The organism is Thioclava sediminum, from assembly GCF_002020355.1.
GTDB lineage: Bacteria > Pseudomonadota > Alphaproteobacteria > Rhodobacterales > Rhodobacteraceae > Thioclava > Thioclava sediminum.
In genome coordinates, this window is record NZ_MPZV01000003.1 from 186,006 (window position 1) to 208,572 (window position 22,567).

The 22,567-nt window shown below is 64.0% G+C and carries 14 protein-coding genes; 4 read left to right on the top strand and 10 right to left on the bottom strand.

Annotated elements, in window-relative coordinates; all coding sequences use genetic code 11:
* Positions 1–76: 76 nt before the first annotated feature.
* Positions 77–1,078, bottom strand: coding sequence for a porphobilinogen synthase (hemB, locus tag BMI91_RS13250; protein WP_078540992.1), 1,002 nt, complete (start codon positions 1,076–1,078; stop codon positions 77–79).
* A gap of 156 nt (positions 1,079–1,234) precedes the next feature.
* Here hemB and BMI91_RS13255 point away from each other — a divergent pair, with 156 nt between their 5' ends.
* A complete protein-coding gene (locus BMI91_RS13255) occupies positions 1,235–1,768 on the top strand; it encodes a hypothetical protein (RefSeq protein WP_078605329.1) in 534 nt (177 codons plus the stop codon).
* 49 nt (positions 1,769–1,817) lie between these two features.
* A complete protein-coding gene (mfd, locus tag BMI91_RS13260) occupies positions 1,818–5,261 on the top strand; it encodes a transcription-repair coupling factor (protein WP_078605330.1) in 3,444 nt (1,147 codons plus the stop codon).
* On the opposite strand, the gene BMI91_RS13265 is transcribed toward mfd, so the two are convergent.
* The 7 genes from BMI91_RS13265 to BMI91_RS13290 form a co-directional block, all read right to left on the bottom strand.
* A complete protein-coding gene (locus tag BMI91_RS13265) occupies positions 5,233–5,907 on the bottom strand; it encodes a class I SAM-dependent methyltransferase (RefSeq protein WP_078605332.1) in 675 nt (224 codons plus the stop codon). The two genes, mfd and BMI91_RS13265, sit on opposite strands and share 29 nt — an antisense overlap.
* A 68-nt stretch (positions 5,908–5,975) precedes the next feature.
* A complete protein-coding gene (locus BMI91_RS13270) occupies positions 5,976–7,196 on the bottom strand; it encodes a multidrug effflux MFS transporter (protein ID WP_232621594.1) in 1,221 nt (406 codons plus the stop codon).
* Between the two features lie 138 nt (positions 7,197–7,334).
* On the bottom strand, positions 7,335–7,982 hold the full coding sequence (locus BMI91_RS13275) for a DsbA family oxidoreductase (protein ID WP_078605337.1): 648 nt from the start codon (positions 7,980–7,982) through the stop codon (positions 7,335–7,337).
* Complete coding sequence (locus BMI91_RS13280; protein WP_078605339.1) at positions 7,979–9,499, bottom strand: class I adenylate-forming enzyme family protein; 1,521 nt, start codon at positions 9,497–9,499, stop codon at positions 7,979–7,981. The genes BMI91_RS13275 and BMI91_RS13280 overlap by 4 nt, the downstream gene beginning before the upstream one ends.
* Positions 9,500–9,643: 144 nt before the next feature.
* Positions 9,644–9,967: a hypothetical protein gene (locus BMI91_RS13285; protein ID WP_078520654.1), complete on the bottom strand. Its 324-nt coding sequence runs from the start codon at positions 9,965–9,967 to the stop codon at positions 9,644–9,646.
* A gap of 133 nt (positions 9,968–10,100) precedes the next feature.
* Positions 10,101–10,220 (bottom strand): lipoprotein, encoded by a 120-nt coding sequence (locus tag BMI91_RS20315; RefSeq protein ID WP_338113616.1) that lies wholly within the window; start codon positions 10,218–10,220, stop codon positions 10,101–10,103.
* Positions 10,217–12,043 (bottom strand): extracellular solute-binding protein, encoded by a 1,827-nt coding sequence (locus BMI91_RS13290; RefSeq protein WP_078605341.1) that lies wholly within the window; start codon positions 12,041–12,043, stop codon positions 10,217–10,219. Before BMI91_RS13290 ends, BMI91_RS20315 begins: the two co-directional genes overlap by 4 nt.
* Positions 12,044–12,361: 318 nt before the next feature.
* Between BMI91_RS13290 and BMI91_RS13295 the strand changes: the two genes are divergently transcribed.
* The gene (locus BMI91_RS13295) at positions 12,362–13,135 is read left to right on the top strand and encodes a 3-hydroxybutyrate dehydrogenase (protein WP_078520656.1); all 774 of its coding nucleotides are present in this window, start codon (positions 12,362–12,364) and stop codon (positions 13,133–13,135) included.
* 39 nt (positions 13,136–13,174) lie between these two features.
* Here BMI91_RS13295 and BMI91_RS13300 read toward each other — a convergent pair whose 3' ends face one another.
* Together BMI91_RS13300 and BMI91_RS13305 are read right to left on the bottom strand one after the other, a co-directional pair.
* Positions 13,175–13,837, bottom strand: a complete 663-nt coding sequence (locus tag BMI91_RS13300; RefSeq protein ID WP_158522160.1) for a response regulator transcription factor — start codon at positions 13,835–13,837, stop codon at positions 13,175–13,177.
* A gap of 197 nt (positions 13,838–14,034) precedes the next feature.
* A complete protein-coding gene (locus BMI91_RS13305; protein ID WP_158522161.1) occupies positions 14,035–15,438 on the bottom strand; it encodes a sensor histidine kinase in 1,404 nt (467 codons plus the stop codon).
* A gap of 335 nt (positions 15,439–15,773) precedes the next feature.
* Between BMI91_RS13305 and BMI91_RS13310 the strand changes: the two genes are divergently transcribed.
* Positions 15,774–22,550, top strand: a complete 6,777-nt coding sequence (locus BMI91_RS13310; protein WP_078605345.1) for a peroxidase family protein — start codon at positions 15,774–15,776, stop codon at positions 22,548–22,550.
* The last annotated feature ends 17 nt before the right edge of the window (positions 22,551–22,567 follow it).

The following is a 22,567-nucleotide window of genomic DNA, read 5'->3' on the forward strand; positions in this document are numbered from 1 at the left end:
GCACAATTAATAGACGAGGGAACCCGCTTTGTCACTTATTCTTGAGCCCATTCACGCTGAAGTGGCAAGACCCTGCTTAGCCGTTACCGAGCAGTTTCGCGGCCTCCGGCGCGAAGTAGGTAAGCACACCATCGCAGCCCGCGCGGCGGAAGCTCATCAGGCTTTCGAGCATGACCTTTTCATGGTCGAGCCAGCCGTTCTTCACCGCCGCCATGATCATCGCGTATTCACCCGACACCTGATAGGCGTAGGTTGGCACGCCGAACTGCTCTTTCACGCGGTGGCAGATGTCGAGATAGGGCATCCCGGGCTTCACCATCACCATATCCGCGCCCTCGGAGAGATCGCGCGCAACCAGCCGGATCGCCTCGTCGGAGTTGCCCGGGTTCATCTGGTAGGTCTTCTTGTCGCCCTTGAGCGCACCCGTCGCACCCACCGCATCGCGGAACGGCCCGTAGAAGCCGGAGGCATATTTCGCGGCATAGCTGAGGATCGTCACATCGGCATGGCCCGCAGCTTCGAGCGCCGAGCGCAGCGCCGTGATCCGCCCGTCCATCATGTCCGAGGGCCCGAGGATATCCGCCCCGGCCTCGGCCTGCGCGATCCCCATTTTGACAAGACATTCAACGGTTTCGTCGTTGAGAATGATCCCGTCGCGCACCAGCCCGTCATGGCCGTTGGCGTTGTAGGGATCGAGCGCGATATCGGTCATGATCGCGATCTCGGGCACCTCGGCCTTGATCGCACGGATCACCCGGTTGGTGATGTTCTCGGGGTTCCAGGCCTCTTCGCAGGCCTCGGTCTTCACCGCCGGATCGGTATAGGGAAAGAGGCAGATCGCCGGGATGCCGAGCTTCGCGGCCTCTTCAGCGGCGCGCACCGCGCCCTCGAGCGTGCGGCGCACGACGCCCGGCATCGAAGGCACCTCGACATCCGCGCCCGGCACGTCGGTGATGAAGATCGGCCAGATCATGTCCTTCACGCTCAACCGGTGTTCCTGCGCGAGATCACGAAGCGCTGCAGTGCGGCGCATCCGGCGCAGACGGGTATGCGGGAAGGGCGGAAGGATCGGGTTCATCGGCAGGCTCCTCTGGCTCGGCCAAAGGGGTGCCACGGATCGCCGCCACAGGCAAGCGCGGCCGATCCGCGCGGGGTTCCGCTCGGGCCGAGGCTGGTCTATGTCTCGACGAGAGGGGCCGCGACACGACGACCCGGAAGAACGAGGGCGAGGGGCTTGGAAGTTTTCGACACGATCGCGCGGCTGATCGACCTGCGCAGCTTTTCCAACTTGTGGTATTGGATCGCGCTGGCCGCAGTCTGGTCCTCCGCCTCGCATTGGGTGCTGGGCGTGCCGTGGGACATGGTGATCCGCGCGCGCCGCAAGGGCGGCGAGGCGGCCGAGGATCTCGCCGCGATGACGGCGCTGAACGCGCGCAGGCTTAACCGGATCCGGCGCGATGCGGGATTCTCGATGTCGATCACCATCCCGTTCATGCTGAGCTTTCTGCTGATCACCGGTTTCATCTATGGCTCGGAGACGGCGCAGGCATTCGCGCTGCTGCTGGTGCCGATGATGGGGGTGTTCGGCCTGAGCTTGCGTCTGGCGCATAAACTCGACGCGGACCCAGCGCTCGCGCATGATCCGACGCTTGCAATCAAGGCGCTCTCGCGCCACCGGGTGAACGTGCAGGCGATCGGCGTGGTGGCGATCATCGTGAGCGCGCTTTGGGGAATGTATCAGAACCTTCTCGCTTCGATGCTGGTTTGACGCGCGAAGCAACTTGACACCGGCGGCAGGGCCGATACCTCGCTTGGCTATGGAGCATTTTCTTCTCTCGGGCGCCCCGGAAGGGTTCGACGCCGCCTTGCTGGCCAAAGAGCTCGCGAAGGGCAAATCGGTCATCCATGTCGCGCGCGACGATCGCCGTCTGGCGGCCATGCGCGGGGCACTTGCGTTCTTTGCGCCCGAGGCGACGGTGCTGGACTTCCCGGCTTGGGATTGTCTGCCCTATGACCGGGTCTCGCCCAATGCCGATATCTCGGCCACGCGCATGGCGACGTTGGCCGCGCTGGCCTCGGGCATGCCCGGGCCGTTCGTTCTGCTGACGACGCTCTCAGCTGCCATGCAGCGCGTGCCCGCGCGCGAGGTGCTGGCCGGTGCGAGCTTCACCGCGCAGGTTGGCAAGCGGATCAACGAGCAGGCGTTGCGCGAATTCCTCGTGCGAATGGGCTTCTCACAGGCCTCGACCGTCTCCGAGCCCGGCGATTACGCGATCCGCGGCGGCATCATAGACATCTTCCCGCCCGGCGAGGGCGGCCCGGTGCGGCTCGACCTGTTCGGCGATGTGCTCGACGACGCGCGCGGCTTCGACCCGGTGACCCAGCGCACGACCGAGAAGCTGAAAGGCGTGGAGCTTGCGCCGGTCTCAGAGGTCATCCTCGACGAGGCCGCGATCACGCGCTTCCGGCAGAATTACCGGATCGAATTCGGCTCGGGCGGCGCGGAAGACCCGCTGTACGAGGCCGTCTCGGCAGGGCGCAAACAGGCGGGGATGGAGCATTGGCTGGGCTTCTTTCATGAAAAGCTCGAGACGGTATTCGACTATCTGCCCGACGCGTCGGTGATGCTCGACGACCAGATCGCTGCGCAGCAGGAAAGCCGGTGGGACGGGATCGCGGATCAGTACGACACGCGGCGCGAGGCGATGACCCGGCGCGACCGGCTGGACTCGGTCTACAAACCCGCTCCGCCGCAGCTTTTGTATTTGAACCCAGAGGGTTGGGAGGCGGTGTTGAAACCGCTTCGCGTGCTGCGCCTGCAGGTGATCCCGGCACCGCCCGGACCCGGAATCCTGAACGCGGGCGGGCGTGTGGGGCGAAATTTCGCGCCCGAGCGTAAGGTCGAAAACGTTAGCCTGTTCAGTGCCTTGAAGGATCATGTTCAAGCGCGTTTGGCCGATGGGCCCGTGGTGATCGCCTCGTGGTCCGAGGGGGCACGTGAGCGCCTCAAAGGCCTTATGGAAGACGAAGGGCTGATGGGCGCTAAGCTGATCGGCTCTGCGCGCGAGATCGGGCCGGGAGTGAACCTCACCGTCTGGCCGCTCGACGAGGGGTTCGAAGCCCCGCGCGATGGCGGCGGGATGACCGTGATCTCCGAGCAGGACGTGCTGGGCGAACGGCTCGTCTCGAAGCCGCGGCGCAAGCGCAAGGCCGAGAATTTCCTGACCGAACACACGACGCTGTCGCCCGGCGATCTTGTCGTCCATGTCGATCACGGGGTGGGCCGCTACAAGGGGCTGGAGACGGTCACGGCGCTTGGCGCGCCGCATGAATGCGTTCTCTTGGAATATGCGGGCGGGGATCGTCTCTATCTTCCGGTCGAGAATATCGAACTGCTCAGCCGTTACGGCCATGAGGAGGGCTTGCTCGACAAGCTCGGCGGGGGCGCGTGGCAGGCCAAGAAGGCCAAGCTGAAGGAACGCATCCGCCAGATCGCCGACAAGCTGATGCGGATCGCGGCCGAGCGCCACCTGCGCAACGCGCCCATTCTGGAAGCGCCGCATCACGAGTGGGAAAGCTTCGCCGCGCGCTTCCCCTATACCGAGACCGACGATCAGATGAGCGCGATCGAGGATGTCGTGGACGATCTGAAATCGGGCACGCCGATGGACCGTCTCGTCGTGGGCGATGTGGGCTTCGGCAAGACCGAAGTCGCGATGCGCGCGGCCTTCGTCGCCGCGCAATCGGGCATGCAGGTCGCAGTGATCGCGCCGACGACCCTGCTCGCGCGCCAGCATTACAAGACCTTCGCCGAACGCTTCCGGGGTACCGCGCTGAACGTGAAGCCGCTCAGCCGTTTCGTGTCCGCCAAGGAGGCCACGAAGACCCGCGAGGGGCTGCGCGATGGCACGGTCGATATCGTGATCGGCACCCATGCGGTCTTGGCGAAATCGGTGAAATTCGCCAATCTCGGCCTGCTGGTCATCGACGAGGAGCAGCATTTCGGCGTGCAGCACAAAGAGCGCCTGAAAGAGATGCGCTCGGAAATCCATGTGCTCACGCTGACCGCGACGCCGATCCCGCGCACGCTGCAACTCTCGCTGACCGGGGTGCGCGACTTGTCGATCATCGGCACGCCACCCGTCGACCGGCTCGCGATCCGCACCTATGTCAGCGAATTTGACACCGTCACCGTGCGCGAGGCGCTGCTGCGCGAGCATTACCGGGGCGGGCAGAGCTTCTATGTCGTGCCGCGGATTTCCGATCTTCCCGAAATTGAGGAATTCCTGCAAACCCACGTGCCCGAGGTGAAATATCTCGTGGCGCATGGGCAGATGGCGGCGGGCGAGTTGGACGACCGGATGAACGCGTTTTACGATGGTAAATACGACGTGTTGCTGGCGACCACGATTGTCGAAAGCGGCCTCGACATTCCGACCGCGAACACAATGGTGATCCACCGCGCCGATATGTTCGGCCTGAGCCAGCTTTACCAGATCCGGGGCCGGGTGGGCCGCGCCAAGACTCGCGCCTATTGCTACCTGACGACGAAGCCGCGGATGCCGCTGACGCCGCAGGCCTCGAAGCGGCTGCGTCTGCTGGGCTCGCTCGACAGCCTTGGGGCGGGGTTCAACCTCGCCAGTCAGGATCTGGACCTGCGCGGCGCGGGCAACCTTCTGGGCGAGGAACAGTCCGGCCATATCCGCGAGGTGGGCTACGAGCTGTATCAGTCGATGCTGGAAGAGACGATCTCGAAGCTGAAATCGGGCGAGCTGACCGAGACGGCGGATGGCGACTGGTCGCCGCAGATCAATCTCGGCGTGCCCGTGATGATCCCCGACAGCTACATCCCCGATCTCGACGTGCGCCTCGGCCTCTATCGTCGCCTGTCAAGCCTGACCACCAAGGTCGAGTTGGAAGGCTTCGCCGCCGAGCTGATCGACCGCTTCGGCGAACTGCCGAAAGAGGTCAACACGCTGCTGCTGGTCGTGCGGATCAAGGCGATGTGCAAACGCGCGATGATCGCCAAACTCGATGCCGGTCCGAAAGGCGCGACCGTCCAGTTCCACAACGACAAATTCCCGAACCCGCAGGGTCTCGTGGAATTCCTCACCGCGCAGCGCGATCTGGCCAAGGTGAAGGACAACAAGCTGGTCATTCGCCGCGACTGGAAGAACGACAAGGACAAGATCAAGGGCGCCTTCGCGATTGCCCGCGATCTCGCCGAGAAGGTTATCGAGGCGAAGAAGGCGAAGGCCTGAGGGGCTCCGCGCGGAACATCACCTGTCCGCGCGGCAGCATCCGGTCGTCGCGGTTGAGGCTCCAGCCTGATGCGTCCGCCATTGCGTAGAGCGCCGCTTCCGAGAGGTGATAGGGCGCGCGACCTGCGTGGGTGACGACACCGTCCTTCTGGCGGTGGCTGGTCGCCTCGTCGGGGGCGAGGAACACCGTAAGCAGCACGCATTCCAGCTGAGGAAAGCGCCGCAACCCATTGAGACAGAGTGCAATTGCGTCGCTCTCAAGATGCGGGAATACGCCGAAGGCGATGGCATGGGTGATCGTGTCGGACACACCCGCGAAGGTGAAATCCGCATCCTCCACCAGCTGCACAGGATCGAGACGCTCGCGGGCATCCAGCTCCGCCGCATAGCCCGCCAGCATCAGAGCGCGCGAGGCATCCGTACCCCAGTAATGGCCCGGCTCCAGATAGGGCACCGCCTTGCAGCCAAGCCGCAACGCGCCCGCGCCGATATCGAGAAGCACATGATCGGGCCGCAACCCGTGATCCATGAGCGCCGCCATCTGCGCGCGGCCCGTCTCGTCCCAGCGGCCGCCCACGATGTCGCGGTGGCGGCCCTTGGCGAGCGCCTCATCGTAGAACCCGGGACGGGCATAGGGTGAGGACATCGGGAGCGACTCGGGATCGGGGAAAGATGCGCGGGTATGCGCCCTTTGCCCCGGTGCGTAAAGCCCCGTCAGTCGGTCTCCTGCGTCTTGCGGATCAGCCACCAGGCGAGGCTCGAACAGATCAACGTCGCGACCACCATTGGCAGCGCCGTGCCGTTGAAGGACAGACCCACGGGGGCTGCGATCACCACCGCGCCCACCGTCGATATCGCGGCCACGATAGAGGCCGCCATGCCGGCGATATGGCCCATATGCTCCAGCGCCAGCGCGTTCAGGTTCCCGAAAGTCAGGCCCGCCATTGCGAAGACCGAGACCGAATAGACGAAGATGAACGGGAAGCCCGACGCGCCGTCGGTCAGTCCGCTAAGCACCAACACCAGCATCACCGCCGAGATCGCCACCTGAGAGATATAGGTCCCTTTGACGATCTTGCGCATTCCCAGCCGCATCACGTAGCGCGCGTTGAAGATCGTGGCCGTGCCCGCCATCAGCGCGCCGATCGCGAACCACATCGGGAAGGTGTCGGTCACGCCATGCGCCGCGTAAAGCTGTTGCGCGGTCGACAGCAGCGCGAACATCTGCCCGAAACCCAGCGTCATCGTCACGATATAGAGCCGCACATCGGAATGGGTGATCACTTCCAGAGCCGCAGCGCGCAGCTTCGACACGTTCAACGGGCGGCGATCCTCGGGGGCGAGCGTTTCCGGTTGCCGGATCATCAGCCAACTCACGCCGACGCAGCCAAAGACCATGAAAGCCCAGAACACGCCGCGCCAGCCCGCAAACGCGATCACGAGTTGGCCGATCGACGGCGCCACCGCGGGGACGAGGATGAAGATCATCATGATGAAGGAGGTGATCTTCGCCATTTCGCGCCCGGCAAACAGGTCGCGCACCAGCGCCATCACGGTGATCCGTGGGCCCGAAGCGCCGATCCCTTGCAGCACCCGCGCGGCCAGCAGCGCCTCGAGGCTCTGCGCATGGGCTGCGACGAACGCCCCGACCATGTAAATCGCGATCCCGCCCGCGATGGTCTTGCGCCGCCCCAGCGCATCCGAGATCGGCCCGGCGAACAGCGTGCCCACGCCCATGCCCAGCACGAAGGAGGTCAGCACCAGCTGCGCGCGGTTGACCGCATCGGGGCTCAGTTCCTCCGCGATCTGCGGCAGGGCCGGCAGCATCCCGTCGATCGAGAAGGCGACCGTCGCGATCAGCGAGGCGAGCATGACCGTCAGTTCGGGCAGCGAAAGAGGCGTGCGCGCCCGAGGCGCGTCAGAGATCTGGGACATTCTGGGGGACTTTCCGAAAGTCGGATTTATTCGAAGCGCGAGCATAGGGAGCTGCGCCAATTTGGCCAGAGGGCCGGGCGCGCAGCCCCCTGTGCCCTCACGCGATAGTGACGGCGGTTGCGACGCCGGACAAAGCGGTCAGTGCTGGGTCGCGTCGGAGGGGGCGCCGGACAGCTCGTCGATCACCTGCAGCCACAAATCGGTCGGTTGCGCGCCGCTCACCAGATGGGCGTTCGCGACGACGACCGAGGGCACCGCGTTGATCCCACGCTCGCGCGCATGCGCTTCCTTGGCGACGATCGTGTCGATATCGGCATCCGAGGCCAGAAGGCGCTCCACCAGTCGCGGATCCATCTTCGCGGCCTCGGCCACCTCGCACAGCACGGTCGCGTCGCCGATATTGCGCCCGTCGCGCCAATGCGCGGCCAGCAGCCCTTCCATCGCATCCTCTTGGCGCTCTTCGAGACCCGCCCAATGGAGGAGGCGGTGCGCGTTGCGCGTGTTGGGCTGGTGGGTGACGCGCTCGGGGTGGAAATCGTAGCCCTCTGCCTCCGCGATCTCCAGCAGTTGCACATGCATCTTCGCCGCCCCGTCCTGACCGAATTTCGCCTGCAGGTAATCCGCGCGCGCCATCCCGTCGGGCGGCATCGTCGGGTTGAGCTCGAACGGTTGCCAGGCGCGCTGGAACGGGTGGTTCGGGCGTTGCGCCAAGGCTCGGTCCAGCCGTGCCTTGCCGATGAAGCACCACGGGCAAACGGGATCGGCGAAAATATCGAGCGTGATCATGAGGTGACCTCCTGTTGCAGCATGGCGCGGATCTCGGAGCGCAGCACCTTGCCGTTACGGTTGCGGGGCAGGGCGGCGATATGGGCGTAAAGGCGGGGTTGCTTGTAACGTGCAAGCCGTGCCTCGGCATGGGCGCGCAAACTGCCTTCTTCCGCCTCGCCAGTATAGGCCAGCGCGACGACGCTGGCATCGGCCTTCACCGCGATCTCGACGGCGGCCACGTCGCCTGCGCCGGGGCAGTCATGCATGACCTCTTCGACCTCGATCGGCGAGACCCGGAAGCCGCCCGCATTCATCATATCATAGCCGCGCCCGAGATAGGTGATCGCACCGTCTTCGCCCATTGCGACCGTGTCGCCGGTCACGAACCACGGGCCGACCCGGCGCGCCGCCGTCTCCTCGGGGGCGTTCCAATAGCCCAGATAAAGCCCCGGATCGCTCTCATGGATCGCAAGCTGACCCGGCTCGCCACGGGGCACCGGTTGCCCATTCTCGCCCAGCACCGCGACATGGCGGCCCGCCTGCGGATAGCCGCAGGTGCCGGGCGGCGTGGGATGATCGGGACTACCCGAAATGAAGGTCGAGCATTCCGACATGCCGAGCGCCTCATAGACCTTGGTACCCGTCGCCGCGTTCCAGGCCGCGCGCGTGGGGTCTGGTAGCGCCTCGCCCGCGCTCAACCCATGGCGCAGCTTCGGCAGCGACAGCGTCTCGTGATGTTTCAGGATCTGGCGATAGACCCCGGGGGCGGCGGCGAAGATCGTCGCGTCGAACCGCTTGAGCAGCAGGGGCAGGCTGCGGGGCTCCACCCCGTCCGCCGGGATCAGCGCGGTCGCGCCCAGCGTCCACGGATCCATCAACCCGGTCCCGAGCGTGTATGTCCAGTTGAAGGCGCCGGCATGCATCAGACGGTCGTCCGGCCCCATGCCATACCAGCCGCGATACATCATCTGCCGCGCCCAGATCGCACGATGCGCATGCATCACCGCGCGCGCCGAACCGCCCGTGCCGGAAGTAAAGATCATATAGGCGAGGCGGTTCGGATCGCCCATCGCGTAGTCGCAGGGCGCGGCGTCCTCGGCCTTGCGCAGACTATCGGCAGGGATCACGCGCGCCGGATGATCGGGCAGGGCGATCCCGTCGCCCGCCACGACCGCCGCCGGGTCGAGATCGGCTGCGAGCTTGGTGATTTCGGCCCCGGTCAGCTGCGCCGAGGTCGGCACCGGAACCAGCCCCGCGGCGATGGCGCCAAGGAAAGCGATTGGAAATTCCGGTCCGTTGCCCAGCCGCAGCATCACGCGATCTCCGGGTGTCAGCCCCGCGTCGCGCAAAAGCGTCCCCGCACCGCGCACCGCCGCGATCAGCCGCCCATAGGACCAGCGCTGCGCGCCCGAGGGCTTCACGATCTGCATCGCCAGCTTGTCGGGCGTCGCGGACCCCGCCGCTAAAACATGTGCGGCCATGTTGAAGGCGCTTGGCGGGGCGGCGATCGGGTCTGTGTGGTAAACGGATTCCATGAAGCCTAGCTAGGACGCAGCGCGCGCCCGAGCAAGCCCGAACGCGCCGCCATCACTCTGGCTTCGCCTTGGCAAAAATATCCCGGGGAGCGGCGGAGCCGCGGGGGGCAGAGCCCCCGGCAACCGATCAACGGCGCGCGACGCTCACTCTTCGTCGTCGTCGCCGAAGCGGGCGTCGTCGTCATATTCGTCTTCGCCCTCGCCGACATATTTCGCCGACAGCGCAATCGAATGACCGTCATGGGTCGGGTCCATGACCACGTCGGAGGGCAATTCGCCCCGCATCCAGTCGCGGATTTCGTCGCGCGCGTCGGCCGGCTCCTGTTCGGTCAGCTCGGCGATATACCGGATGAAGGCCTTCTGATCGCCGTCGATCTCGTCAAGTTCGGCCTCGTCGGCTTCGGGCCATTTGTCCACGATCGCCTCGTAAAATGCCGCCCAGTTTTCCTCGATATGGTGCCATTTCATCGCTTTTGATCCTTTTCTTCGCGGCTCGTCTCACGGGCGACCCTATGTCTGAGAAAGGGACGCCCGGGGGGCTTTGCAAGGCACAAGGCAAAGATACCTCGCACGGTTCCATATCGTGATCAGATCCGCGAGGTTACCTGAACCAGCCCTGCACCGAGCGCGCACCGCCAGAGATGTCGTCGCCCACACCGGCCACCGTGTTGCAGCCTGCCAATGCCGCAGCGACTGCTGCCAGAAGGATGAGTTTTTTCATTGTCCTGCCTCTTGATACCACCAGACATCGGGTTGGAAACCCGGCCATGCCCCGTATAGCGGGGTCTTCTCAGGGTAGTGAAGCTGCTTGATATGGGCGATGCGGTCAACCGGGGCATACCAGATCGGGATGACATAGCGACCTGCAGTCAACACTCGGTCGAGCGCATGGGTCGCGGCGACGAAATCCTCGTGGCTTTTCGCATCGAGCATGGCCTTGACCATCGCCTCGGCAGCGGGGGAGTTCATGCCCATCCAATTGCGCGAGCCGGGCTGTTTCACGCCTTTCGAGCCCCAATAGAGGTTCTGCTCGTTGCCGGGCGACAGCGACAGCGCGCGCCAGTACCATGCCATGTCGAAATCATAGGCGTTGGTGCGCTGCGTATATTGCGCGTCGTCGATCACGGTCACTTTCGGGAAGATGCCCAGCTTTTTGAGCGCCTCGGTGTAGATATCGACGATGCTCTGCGTTTCGGCAGCGCCTTGCTGCAGCACGATCTCGAAGGTGAAGGGCTTGCCGTCCTTCTTGAGCACACCATCGCTATCGACCTGCCAGCCCGCGTCTTCCAGCAGCTTCGCCGCGGCGCGCATGTTCTTGCGATTGCGCACGCCACCATCCGAGGTCGGCAGCGTATAGCCGTCAATCGTGCCGGGCGGGAGCTGATCGGCGAAAGGCTCCAGCAGGGCTTTGACCTTGTCCGCTGCGGGGCCGTGCTCCATCCCAAGCTCGGAATTCGAGAAATAGGAGGAAATCCGCGGCTCCGCGCCGCCATTGATGGTCTTGTTGATGAACTCGAAATTGAACGCGTCGATCATCGCCTGACGCACCCGCCAGTCGGCGAAGACCGGGTTGCGGGTGTTCATCACCAGCCCCTTGATCCCCGAAGGACGCCCGTTCGGGATCTCCGATTTGATCACGTCGCCCGATTGCACGGCCGGGAAGTTGTAATTGCGGCCCCAGTCGGCGGCGTTCCATTCGGTATAGCTGTCGGTCTCGCCGCCCTTGAAGGCCTCGAACACGACCCCGCCATCGCCGAAGTAGTCGTAGCGGATCGTGTCGAAATTGTTCCGGCCCTTGTTGAAGCCCAGATCCTTGCCCCAGTAATCGGGGTTGCGCTTGAGCTCGATGAATTTGCCGGGATCGACGCGGCCCACGACATAAGGCCCGGACCCGATCGGGGCCATGTTGGTGGTCGAGGCGAAGTTATGCCCCTCCCATTGCGCTTTCTCCAGCACCGGGCGCATCCCCATGATCAGCGCCATTTCGCGGTCCTTCACCTCGGGTTTGAAGGTGATGCGGACCTTGCGCTCGCCGGTCTTCTCGATCTTCTCGACCTTCGACCAGGCATTCTGGTAGCGCGGATGACCTTCGGTCCCGAGCGTCTCGTAGGACCAGATCACATCCGCGACCGTCACCGGATTGCCGTCGGAGAACTTGGCCTCGGGGCGCAGGGTGAACTCCACCCAGGTGCGGTCGGGATCGGTCTCGACCGATTCGGCGAGAAGCCCGTAAAGCGTGAAAGGCTCGTCCATCGAGCGGCCCATCAGCGATTCGGCGACATAGCGGCTGATTCCCTCTGCGGGACGCCCGTTCAGAATCCACGGGTTAAGCGAATCGAACATGCCGGCCACGCCAAATCTGATCTCGCCGCCCTTGGGCGCGTCGGGATTGGCATAGGGCAGGTGGGTAAAGCCGGCCGGAAGTGCAGGCTCTCCATACATTGCAATCGCAGGTTGTGGCTCCGCGGCAGCGATCCCTGTAAATACAGGGGCGAGCCCGAAAAGCGCCCCGCCGAGTAAATGGAAAAACACCGATCTCGTCATGTTAACAATCCCTGCCTTGCCTGCATTTATTGGCGCCAAGCTAGCGAGAGGTTTGAAACTGCGCAAACTTTTCCCTTGGAGAGCGGCGCAGGATTGCTTATAAGGGATGCACTGCTCGATAGGTTTCTTGCCTGTATGAAACCTGCCTCATGACTTGACGCCCGCCCTAGCGCGGGCGTCTTTTTTTACGTCATTCCCCATGAAAACAAGGTCCTCACCGCGATATCACGCGGTATTGCGCTTGCAGCATGGCGTTCGCAGGCGCGGCACGGCATGATCCCGGCGAATCCGTAACTTATCGCCACCGAAGGAGAGAACATGTCGCTTCAGGGAAAAACCGCCGTCATTACCGGGTCGAATTCCGGGATCGGTCTCGGGGTCGCGCGCGAACTGGCGCGGGCCGGTGCCGATGTCGTCATCAACTCCTTCACCGATCGCGATGAGGACCACCAGCTCGCCGCCGATATCGCAAAGGAATTCGGCGTCACCGCACGCTACATCAAGGCCGATCTGTCGAAAGGCGCCGAGGCGCGCGCGCTGATCGAGCAGGCGGGCAAATGCGATATCCTCGTGAACAACGCAGGTATCCAGCACGTCTCGCCGATCGAGGACTTCCCGGTCGAGAAGTGGGACGCGATCATCGCGATCATGCTGACCTCGGCTTTCCACACCACGGCTGTCGCGCTGCCGATGATGCGCAAGGCGGGCTGGGGCCGGGTGGTCAACATCGCCTCCGCGCATGGTCTGACCGCGTCGCCCTATAAATCGGCCTATGTCTCGGCGAAGCACGGCGTTGTGGGCCTGACCAAGGTCACCGCGCTCGAGACCGCGAAGGAAGACATCACCGTCAACGCGATCTGCCCGGGTTATGTGAAGACCCCGCTGGTCGAGGCGCAAATCCCCGACACGGCGAAGGAATACAACATGACCGAGGAAGAAGTGATCGAGAAGGTCATCCTCGCGCGTCAGCCCTCGAAGGAATTCGCGACGGTGGAGCAGATCGGCGGCACCGCCGTGTTCCTGTGCTCGGATGCGGCTGCGCAGATCACCGGGACGACGATCTCGGTCGATGGCGGCTGGACTGCGCTGTAATCGGAAAACCCTCTGGCGGAGCGGGAACGCTCCGCCGGATCAATAGGGGCGTGACGAGAGCGCGCGCTCATGCGCCTGTCGATGGGCGATCACGGCCTCCAGGCGGTTCTTCACCCCGTATTTCTGCATGATATTCGTCATGTAGAACTTCACCGTCTTCTCGCTGATCGCGAGGCGCGTGGCGATTTCGCGGTTGGTCTTGCCGCGTTCCAGCTCCCGCAGAACCTGCATTTCGCGATGGGTGAGGTTCTCGCTCTCGGATTTCTCCTGACCCGAGAGCGCCGCCTGCAGCAGCGCCGCCGCGAAGCTGGGCGAGACGAAGGTGCCGCCATGCAGGATCGCGTCGATTGCGGCCTGCAGTTCTGAGACGCCCACGCCCTTGAGAATATAGCCCTTCGCGCCCGCGCTCATCGCTTCGATCGCGGTTGCAGGCTCGTCGCAGGCGGTCAGCAGGATGCATTGCATGGACGGGTCATGGTCGATGATCTTGCGCAGCGCGTTCAGCCCGCCGCCGGGCATGCTGAGATCGAGGATCATCACGTCCGGCCTGCGCGTTCGGGCAAGCTCGATCGCGTCGATGGCGGAACTGCCCTGATCGATCACGTCGATCCCGAGCGCGTCTTGCAGGACGGCACACAGCCCCTGCCGGAAAATTGGATGGTCATCGACAATACAAGCCGTCGTCGGCACGAAATCAGACATGGAAATACCCCTTAAACGATCCCGCGACCGCGTTCCCCAACGCGCGACGGCCATGCCGTCCGGAATGCCGCGAAATCCGTCTTCCCCCGGACCATTAGAATGAAGGTGTCCTGAATAAACACAATAAAGAAAGACGCTTACAGAATAGTCCGATCTGGCTATCGCTATAGACCGATAGGATTACGTTCGCGTCACCTTTAGGGCGCGTCTGGATCGAGTGGGATGCGGCAAACCACCTCCGCGCCTTGCGGCTCGAGACGCCGGAATTCGAGCGTTCCGCCAAGCGATTGCGCCCGGAATTGCATCCCCGGCAGACCAAGCCCACCCTCGCGGTATTCGCGCTCTTGCTCGATGGTGTGGCCGGGGGCCGGGCCACTGTCGGAGATGCGCAGGACGAATGAGCCATCTTCTTGATAGGTTTCAATTTTCTGGCTTGAGCCGGGCGCGTGACGCGCGGCGTTTGCGAGGGCTTCCTGCACGATCCGCCCCAAGGTGCGCCGCGTCGTCTCGGTCAGCTCCGGCGCGTTCGGCGCAAGCGCGAGTGTGACCTGCGCTCCGCTGCGTCGGCCATGGTCCGTGGCGAGCGTTTCGATCAGCGCGGCAAGCGTCGGCGCGGCGTCGAATTGCGGCGCGACCAATCCGCCCGAGATGGCACGGATTTCCTCCATCGTCTTGCGCGCGACTTTCTTGATTTCCGAGACAATCCCGGCTGCTTTCGGCTCATCGGTCGCACCGGGGGAACGAATCATATGCTCCAGCCGGTCGATCTCCAGCACCAGATAGGACAGTAGCTGGCACGCCCCGTCATGCAGGTCCGCCCCGATGCGTCGTTTCGCGCGCTCGTCGATATTGGCGGCGTTCTGGGCTGCCTCGGCAATCGAGCGGTGCAATTGCGAATTGCCCAGCAGCAGCCGCTCGCGCTCGGCGAACTGACGGCGCAGCTCGACGGTCTGGCGCTCGATCGTCAGGCTGCCGCGCCGCACGATCAGGAACAGCATGGTGAAGACGATCATCGCGAGCGGGCCGACGAAGAGCCAGGTCGTCTTGGCGGAGGTCAGCAGCGCACCCCGGACCACGTCGGCATTCTGGTAGAACTCTCCCACGGCGAGGACCGTGCCCGTCTCCAGATCGCGCAACGGCGCGTAAATCTCGTAGAGCTGCACGCCCAGCGCGCGTTCGGCATCATGGGCGGCGTCCTCCAGATCGGGAAAGCGCCCGAAGACCTTCCCCTCGAGCGCCTCGAAAATCTCGTCGTCGGGCAGGACGTGGCCATGCCCGGTCTCGGGCGCGAAGACCAGCTTGCCTTCGCGGCTCCAGATCTTGATGGCGAGGAAATTGCCCTGTTTGCGAAACCCCTCCGCGAGCGCATCCAGGGCTGCGAAATCCTCCGGGAGCAGGGCCTCCGATCGGCCCAGCGCCTGCACGTGGGGCTGCAAGAGGTTCTGCATGTAGAAGGCGGCGGTGTCGGCAGAGGCATCGAGCAGCCGCGTCGTCGCACGGTTGTTGATCCAGTACGCGAGGGAGGCGAGCAGGAGGCTCAGCACCAGCCCAAGCCCCACGAGAAACTGCAGCGACAGCGAAAACCCCAGAAACCAGCGCAACGGGTTTCGCACCGTCTGCACCGCGTCCGGGGCCCCCAACCCCCCGACCTTGGTCGCATCGCTCTTAGACCTTTGTCCCATAGTCCCTTGCGTCCTTTGGCGAGGAGCGTCCCCGACCATAGGGGAAAATCTCGTTCGACCTAAGACAATTTTCGCCCCCTCGATTTGCTGGCCTGATGGAAGGCAGGAAAAAGCGCCGTGCTTGTGGGGGGTGACGGCGCGAGACGTGACACAGGGGTAAGTGCCGTCTCGTACAGCCTCCTGATGAGCCAAGCACCGGCGATGGGTGTGACACGGGACCGCGATGCGGCCCGATTTGGTCTTAGGGGGCTGACATGACGATCAAACTGGCCGGAGCCGATCTCGACTATCTGCTGCAACAAGCAAATATCCTGAACGATTATTCGCGACTGACGAGCGCGCTCGACCCGAACGGGGTGCGCGAAGTGTCGGGCTATAACAACAACCTCGCGGGCGGCTATACCGTCGGCGCGGATGGCACGATCGTCTGGACCGGCGGCAATGTGCATCCCGATTGGGGGCAGGCCGATACCGAGTTCCTGCGCATGTTCACCACCAATCACCCGACCGAGCCGGAATACGGCACCTCTTACGCCACCGTGCAGAAGATGTGGGTGACGCTGGTGCTGCCCGACAGCGAGGGCCGTCTTCCCGACGATCCCGATTATGTCGCAACCTCCAAGCAGGTGCTGGTCGACAACCCGATGTCGATGTCGCCTTCGATGTTCGTGGCCGACGCAAATGGCGTGGCTCCCGGCGCGGAGGGTTACATTCCGACCGTCGACGCGATGTCGATGATGGTGGCAATGTCGGATGCGCAGGCCGAATACCAGTTCGGCACGGACGGTTCGACGCTCGACATTCTCAACAGCTCGGTCGTGGTGGATTCCACCCCGCGCCTGATCTCGCAGCTGATCACCAGCTCGAATGTCGACATGACCGATCCGAACTACAACCCGGCAGCCGTGGCCGCGATGAACAATCTGGGCGGCTCGGCCGTGGACGTGTCGAACTCCGTCGTGGGCGACATCACCACCGCCTTCATGCCGAACCCCGGCATCCTCGGCGGTGTCACCTATAACGAATGGTTCGTGGCCTTCGGTCAGTTCTTCGATCACGGTCTGGACTTCATCCAGAAGACCGGCGGCGTGGTGATGATCCCGCTGAGCCCGAACGATCCGCTATGGATTGACCCCGCCGATCCGGCCTATATCCCGGGCGTCTCGAACATGATGATGCTGAGCCGGGCGAAACTGTCGAACCCCGATACGGATTTCGACGATCAGGGCAACCTGCTGCCGGGTGTCACGCCGCTCTACAACAACAATACCGGCCTGATGATCGACCAGAGCCAGACCTACGGCTCGCATGAGGCGGTCAACGTGCTGCTGCGCCAATACGATGCCAATGGCGTCCTCACCGGCAAGCTGATCACCGGGGCCGAGGACGGGATCGTCCACCGCCCCGATGCGAATGGCAATCTGGTGGAACTCGACGTCTCGATGGGGGCAGCAGTCGCACCCGATGGCACGGAGGTCACGGGCAAGGACGAGCTGGCGACCTGGGCCGACATGAAGGTCAATGCGGCTCGGATCGGGATCGAACTGGTCGACACGGATGTGCTCGATTGCCCGTGGATCAACGCAGATGCGATCGGCCGGATGAACTTCACCCCGCAGAGCGATTTCCTCTTCCGCTCGGATCAGAGCATCGCCGATCTCGAAGCGATCGCTTCCACGACCGGGATCGAGATCGGGGGCATGACCTACACCTCCTTTGCCGATGTGGCAGCTGCGGGCTATGACCCCTTCGTGCGCTGGACACTGCAGGACGCGATGGAGGGCAAATGCGCCGCGGCCGATATCGGCGAGGTGCGCACGACCAATCAGGCGATCCTTCTGGATATCGCGCATGGCGCTTCGCCGGGCGCCGATTTCCAGGGCAACGAGCTCGACCCGGCGTCGGACCCGAATGCGGGCGCCTTCACCTACGATGACTCGCTTCTGGCCCGTCACAAGGTCTCGGGCGATGGCCGCGTGAACGAGAACATCACGCTGACCTCGGTGCACCACGTCTTCCACGAAGAGCACAACATTCAGGCGCAAAACGTCATGATGTCGGCGGTCCGCGATGCGATCGAAAGCGGCGATATCGACGGGCTGAACGGCACGGATGCGGCGAATGAAGGCTGGCTGGCGGTGGATATCGACCAGATCACCTTCGACAGCTGGGCTGGCACCGATCTGACCGACGACGCGGCTGTGCAGGCCATCGTCGACAGCCTCACCTGGGATGGCGAGCGCGTCTATCAGGCCGCGCGCATCATCACCGAGAGCGAATACAACCATATCGCGGTCGACCAATACATGGGCACGCTCTACCCGGCGCTGCCGGAATTCGTGTCCTATTCCGCCGATATCAACCTCAACATCAGCCTCGAATTCGCGCAGGCCGTGTTCCGTCTGGGCCATTCGCAGCTGCGCGAGACCGTCCAGATCGCGGTGACCGACGAGGCGGGCGTCAATCCGGGCGAGCCGGGCTACGTGCCGACCTATGTCGAGAAGGGCCTCTTCGACGTCTTCCTCAATCCCGATCAGTTCGACGTCTATGGCGCGTCCGGGATCGCGGCAGGTCTGCTGACCCAGCAGGGCAACGAGATGGACGAATTCGTCACCGCCGCGCTGCAACAGTCGTTGGTGGGTGTGCCGCTCGATCTGCCCGCGCTGAATATCGCGCGCGGTCGCGATGTCGGCCTGCCGACGTTGAACGAGCTGCGCATGGAAGTCTTCGACGGGCTGACCCAGAACACCTCGAACAACACCAACGGCTCCGGCATCGCGCCCTATCACAGCTGGGAAGATTTCGGGGCGCATCTGCGCACGCCGGAATCGCTGGTGAACTTCATCGCCGCCTATGGGAGGGACGAGGATGGCACGTTCGGGCTGCAAGCCGCGCGCGACGCCTATCAGGCGGGCACGGGCGAGCTTTACGAAATCCGCGCTGCGGCGCAGGCGATCCTCGATGCCGCAGCCGATGCCTCCGATCCGCTGCATGACGAAGCGCTGATGTTCATGCGCGGTTCGGGAGAGCCGACCTATACGCCGGGTGTGGGCTGGTCGCTCTCGGGCGGGCAGGGCGATCAGGGCTTCTGGGATATCGACCTCTGGGTCGGCGGTCTGGCCGAACAGGCGATGTTCGACGGCCCGCTGGGCACCACCTTCAGCTTCATCATGCTGGACTTCACCCAGCGCCTGCAGGATGGCGACCGCTTCTACTACCTTTACCGGATGCCGGTCGGCCACCATCTGGGCGATCAGATCATCGGCGAGCAATTCGCCCATCTGATCATGCGCACCACCGGGCTGGAGCATATCCCGGACGCCTTCGCCACGCCCTCGGCAACCTATGTGCTCGACGGGACGACCTCGAGCGGCGACTACCACGACAATGCGCGCGACGGTCTGCTGGGTGTCGATGACGCCTATGGCGATAACGACTACTTCAACGCGACGCTGGAGCGGCTGCCCGACGAGGTGCGCGACGTGGCCCTCGCAAATGGTGGCTTCGAGGCGCAGGATCTCGTCGCGGCAGGAGCCCCGACCAATGCGCGCGGCACCTATCTCAACGGGGCGATCGAGGGCTGGACCCTCAACGGCACCGGCGGCACCTGGGCGCCCACCGAAGCTGCGGTGCCCTTCCTGCCCGAAGGCACGCAGGTCGCCCAGCTTGGTCGCAATGCATCGATGAAGGCAGACACCGGCACGGACCTCGTCGAGGGAAATGTCTACACCCTGACGCTCAAGGTGGGCGACAAGATCGGCTATGTCGCGACCGGCGGCACGGTCAAACTGGTGGCCGCGGACGGCACCGTGTTGGCCAGTGCCGTATTCGCGCCGCCGCTCGATGACGACGACGTCACGACGGACGACGCCTGGGACATGGTGACGCTGAGCACCGGTGCTGTGCCCGCGGATCTCGCAGGCCTGGGCCTGAGCATCGTGGTCGAGACCGACGGGACCGGACAATACACGCTCTTCGACAATGTCCAACTGACCGAAACCGTCCCCGGCGGTCCGGCCAATGACGGCCATATCACGGTGATCGGCCTCTCGGGCGACGACTTCATCGTCGGGGCCTTGGGTGATGACGTGCTCTATGGCGATGAGGGCAATGACCGCATCGAGGGTGCGCAGGGCAACGACCATATCTATGGCGGCGACGGCGACGACTACATCACCGATTACGAGAATGACGACTTCATCCTCGGCGGTGCGGGCAACGACACGATCTTTGCCGGGCCCGGTGTGCTCGATACCTCGCATGGCAATGAGGGCGATGACGAGGTACATGGCGGCGACGGCATCGACGAGGTCTTCGGCGACGACGGCAATGACCGTCTCTATGGCGAGGGCGACACCGACCTGATGATGGGCGGTGACGGCAACGATTACATGGATGGCGGCGACAGCGTCGACGAGATGTTCGGCGGCAACGGCTCCGACTGGATGGTCGGCGGCGTGGGTGACGACAACATCAACGGCGGCTCGGGCAACGACCTGCTCGAAGGGGGCCTCGGTCCGACCGCGAACGATGGCGACCGTCTCAACGGCGACAGCCCCGCGCAGCTCAACCCGGTGATCGAGTTCAACGGCGATGGCACCGAGGGCGACATGGATATCGGCTCCTACGAGGACGCCTATATCAACGTCGTCGCGAACCTGCAGACCTCGAACAACGCAGGCACCGGCTCGGTCCTGATGGACCAATATGCCTTCCTCGAAGGGCTCGTCGGCTCGCAATATAACGACGACCTGACCGGCGCGGACGAGAACGGCATCGGCTCGAACGGGATGAACAACTATCTCGTAGGCGGCGGCGGGGACGACCGGCTGACCGGCTTGGGCGATGGCGGCGACGAGACCACGGGGCAGGCCGATTTCATCTTCGGCGACAGCGTGATCGTGGACTCGAACCTCTACTGGATCGGCGACAACCGCCACGACCAGAGCGTGACCGTGACCGGCTTCATCGAGGATTGGTACGGCACGGGCGACACCCGCGTTCAGTTCTCGGACGGCTCGCTGGGCCACATCCTCGGCGATACCGGGACGGAGGGCACCGATACCGCGCTCTATACCGGCAATCGCGACGACTACCGGATTGAGCTGATCTCGATGAACGGCCAGCAGGCGGTGAAGATCACCGATCTGCGCAATGGCACCGACAATCAGGGCAACCCGGTCGCGACCGATGGGGTGGATATCCTCGTCGGCGTCGAATGGGCCGAGTTCGCGAATGGCGAGACGATTTCGCTCAATCCCGATCCGATGTCGGACATCATGTGGAACGCGACCGGCAGCAGTGGCGGCGGCACCATCGCCCGGCTGAGCGCGGATGTGCCCTTCGGTGGTCAGGCGACCTACGAGTTGCTTTCCGGCTCGCCGGGTGTGTTGCTCACCGGGACCAACGACGATCAGATCCGCATTCAGGGCGGGCTTGGCGACAACGAGGCACTCACCGCCACGATCCGCGCGACCGACGCGTCGGGTACGCAGGTCACCGAGACCTTCGATATCGTCACCGGCGATGCGACGGACGAGGTGATCGACCTGACCGGCGCGACCAATGACACCACGATCTACGGTCGCGAAGGCAATGACACGATTACCGGCGGGGATGGCAACGACACCATCGTCTGGAACGTGACCAATCCGCGTCGCAACCAGCCGGAACGGCCCGACGGGCGCGATTTCGTGGATGGTGGAGCCAATGGCACCGCGGGGGACCGCTTCGTTGTCACCGGCAACAACACCCGCGAGAACTTCGTGATCTACACTGTCGCGGCTGCGATGGCGGCCAACATCACGGTGCAGAACGCGGCCGCAGAAATCGTCATCACCCGCGATGGCGAGGTGATCGCAGAGCTCGCCAACATCGAGGAGATCACGATCAACACGCTCGACGTGACCGCCGATAACGGCAACGGCGGGCTTGACGGCGGCAATACCGGCGGGCGGCGCGGCGACAATGTCGAAATCGTAGGCGACTTCACCGGCACCAGCCTGAACTACTCGACGATTACGGTGAACGGCGATGATGGCGACGATGTCGTGGACATCTCGCAACTCGAATCTGATCACCGCATCGTCTTCCACGGTGGCGGCGGCGATAACGTTCTGGTCGGCGGGACGCGGTCGCAGGACGTGCTTGTCGATGCACGCCACGGCGCGCGTCCGGACAATACGAACCCGGACGGCTCGGATAGCGGCAGCGGCAGCGATGACGGCTCCGACAGCGCGATGCCCGACGGGCTGGTGCTGGTCGGCGACGACACCGCCGAGACCTTCATCGGCATGGTGGGCAATGACGTCATCTTCGCAGGCGGCGGCGCGGATAATGCGCTCGGCAACGAAGGCGACGACATGATCTTCGGCGACGGGGGCGCGGATCGTCTCTTCGGCGGCGAGGGCGACGACGTGATCGAGGCTGGCAAGGGCCGCGACATGGTCTTTGCCGATGACGGCGACGACACGGTGATCGCGACCGAGAACGACGGGGCCGACAGCTACTGGGGCGGGGAGGGCTCGGATACGCTCGACTACGCCGCGATCCAGGCCTCGGTCGAGGTCGATCTTGGCCACGGCACGAACGGCCACGGTCAGGTGATGATCGGCGAGACCGCGGATCAGATCTACAGCTTCGAGAATGTCATCACCGGCAGCGGCGACGACACGATCATCGCCAACAGCGCGGTCAACGTGATGGATGGCGGCGGCGGCCACGACACTTTCGTCTTCAACTCCGCGGCCGATGCCGATGGCGACCGGATCAACGGTTTCGCACCGGGCGACAAGATCGACCTGAGCGGGATCGACGCCGATCAGGGCACGGCGGGGGCGCAATCCTTCGTCCTGTTCGCGGCGGGCGATTTCAGCGCCGCGGGCGAGCTGCGGGTCTCCTACGAGATGCGTGACGACGGCGAGCACACGATTGTCGCGGGCAATGTCGACGACGATCTGGATGCCGATTTCGAGATCGACATCGCGGGCCGTCACATGCTCGACGCCTCTGATTTCAACGGGGTGAACTAAGGAGTAGCGCCCGGCGG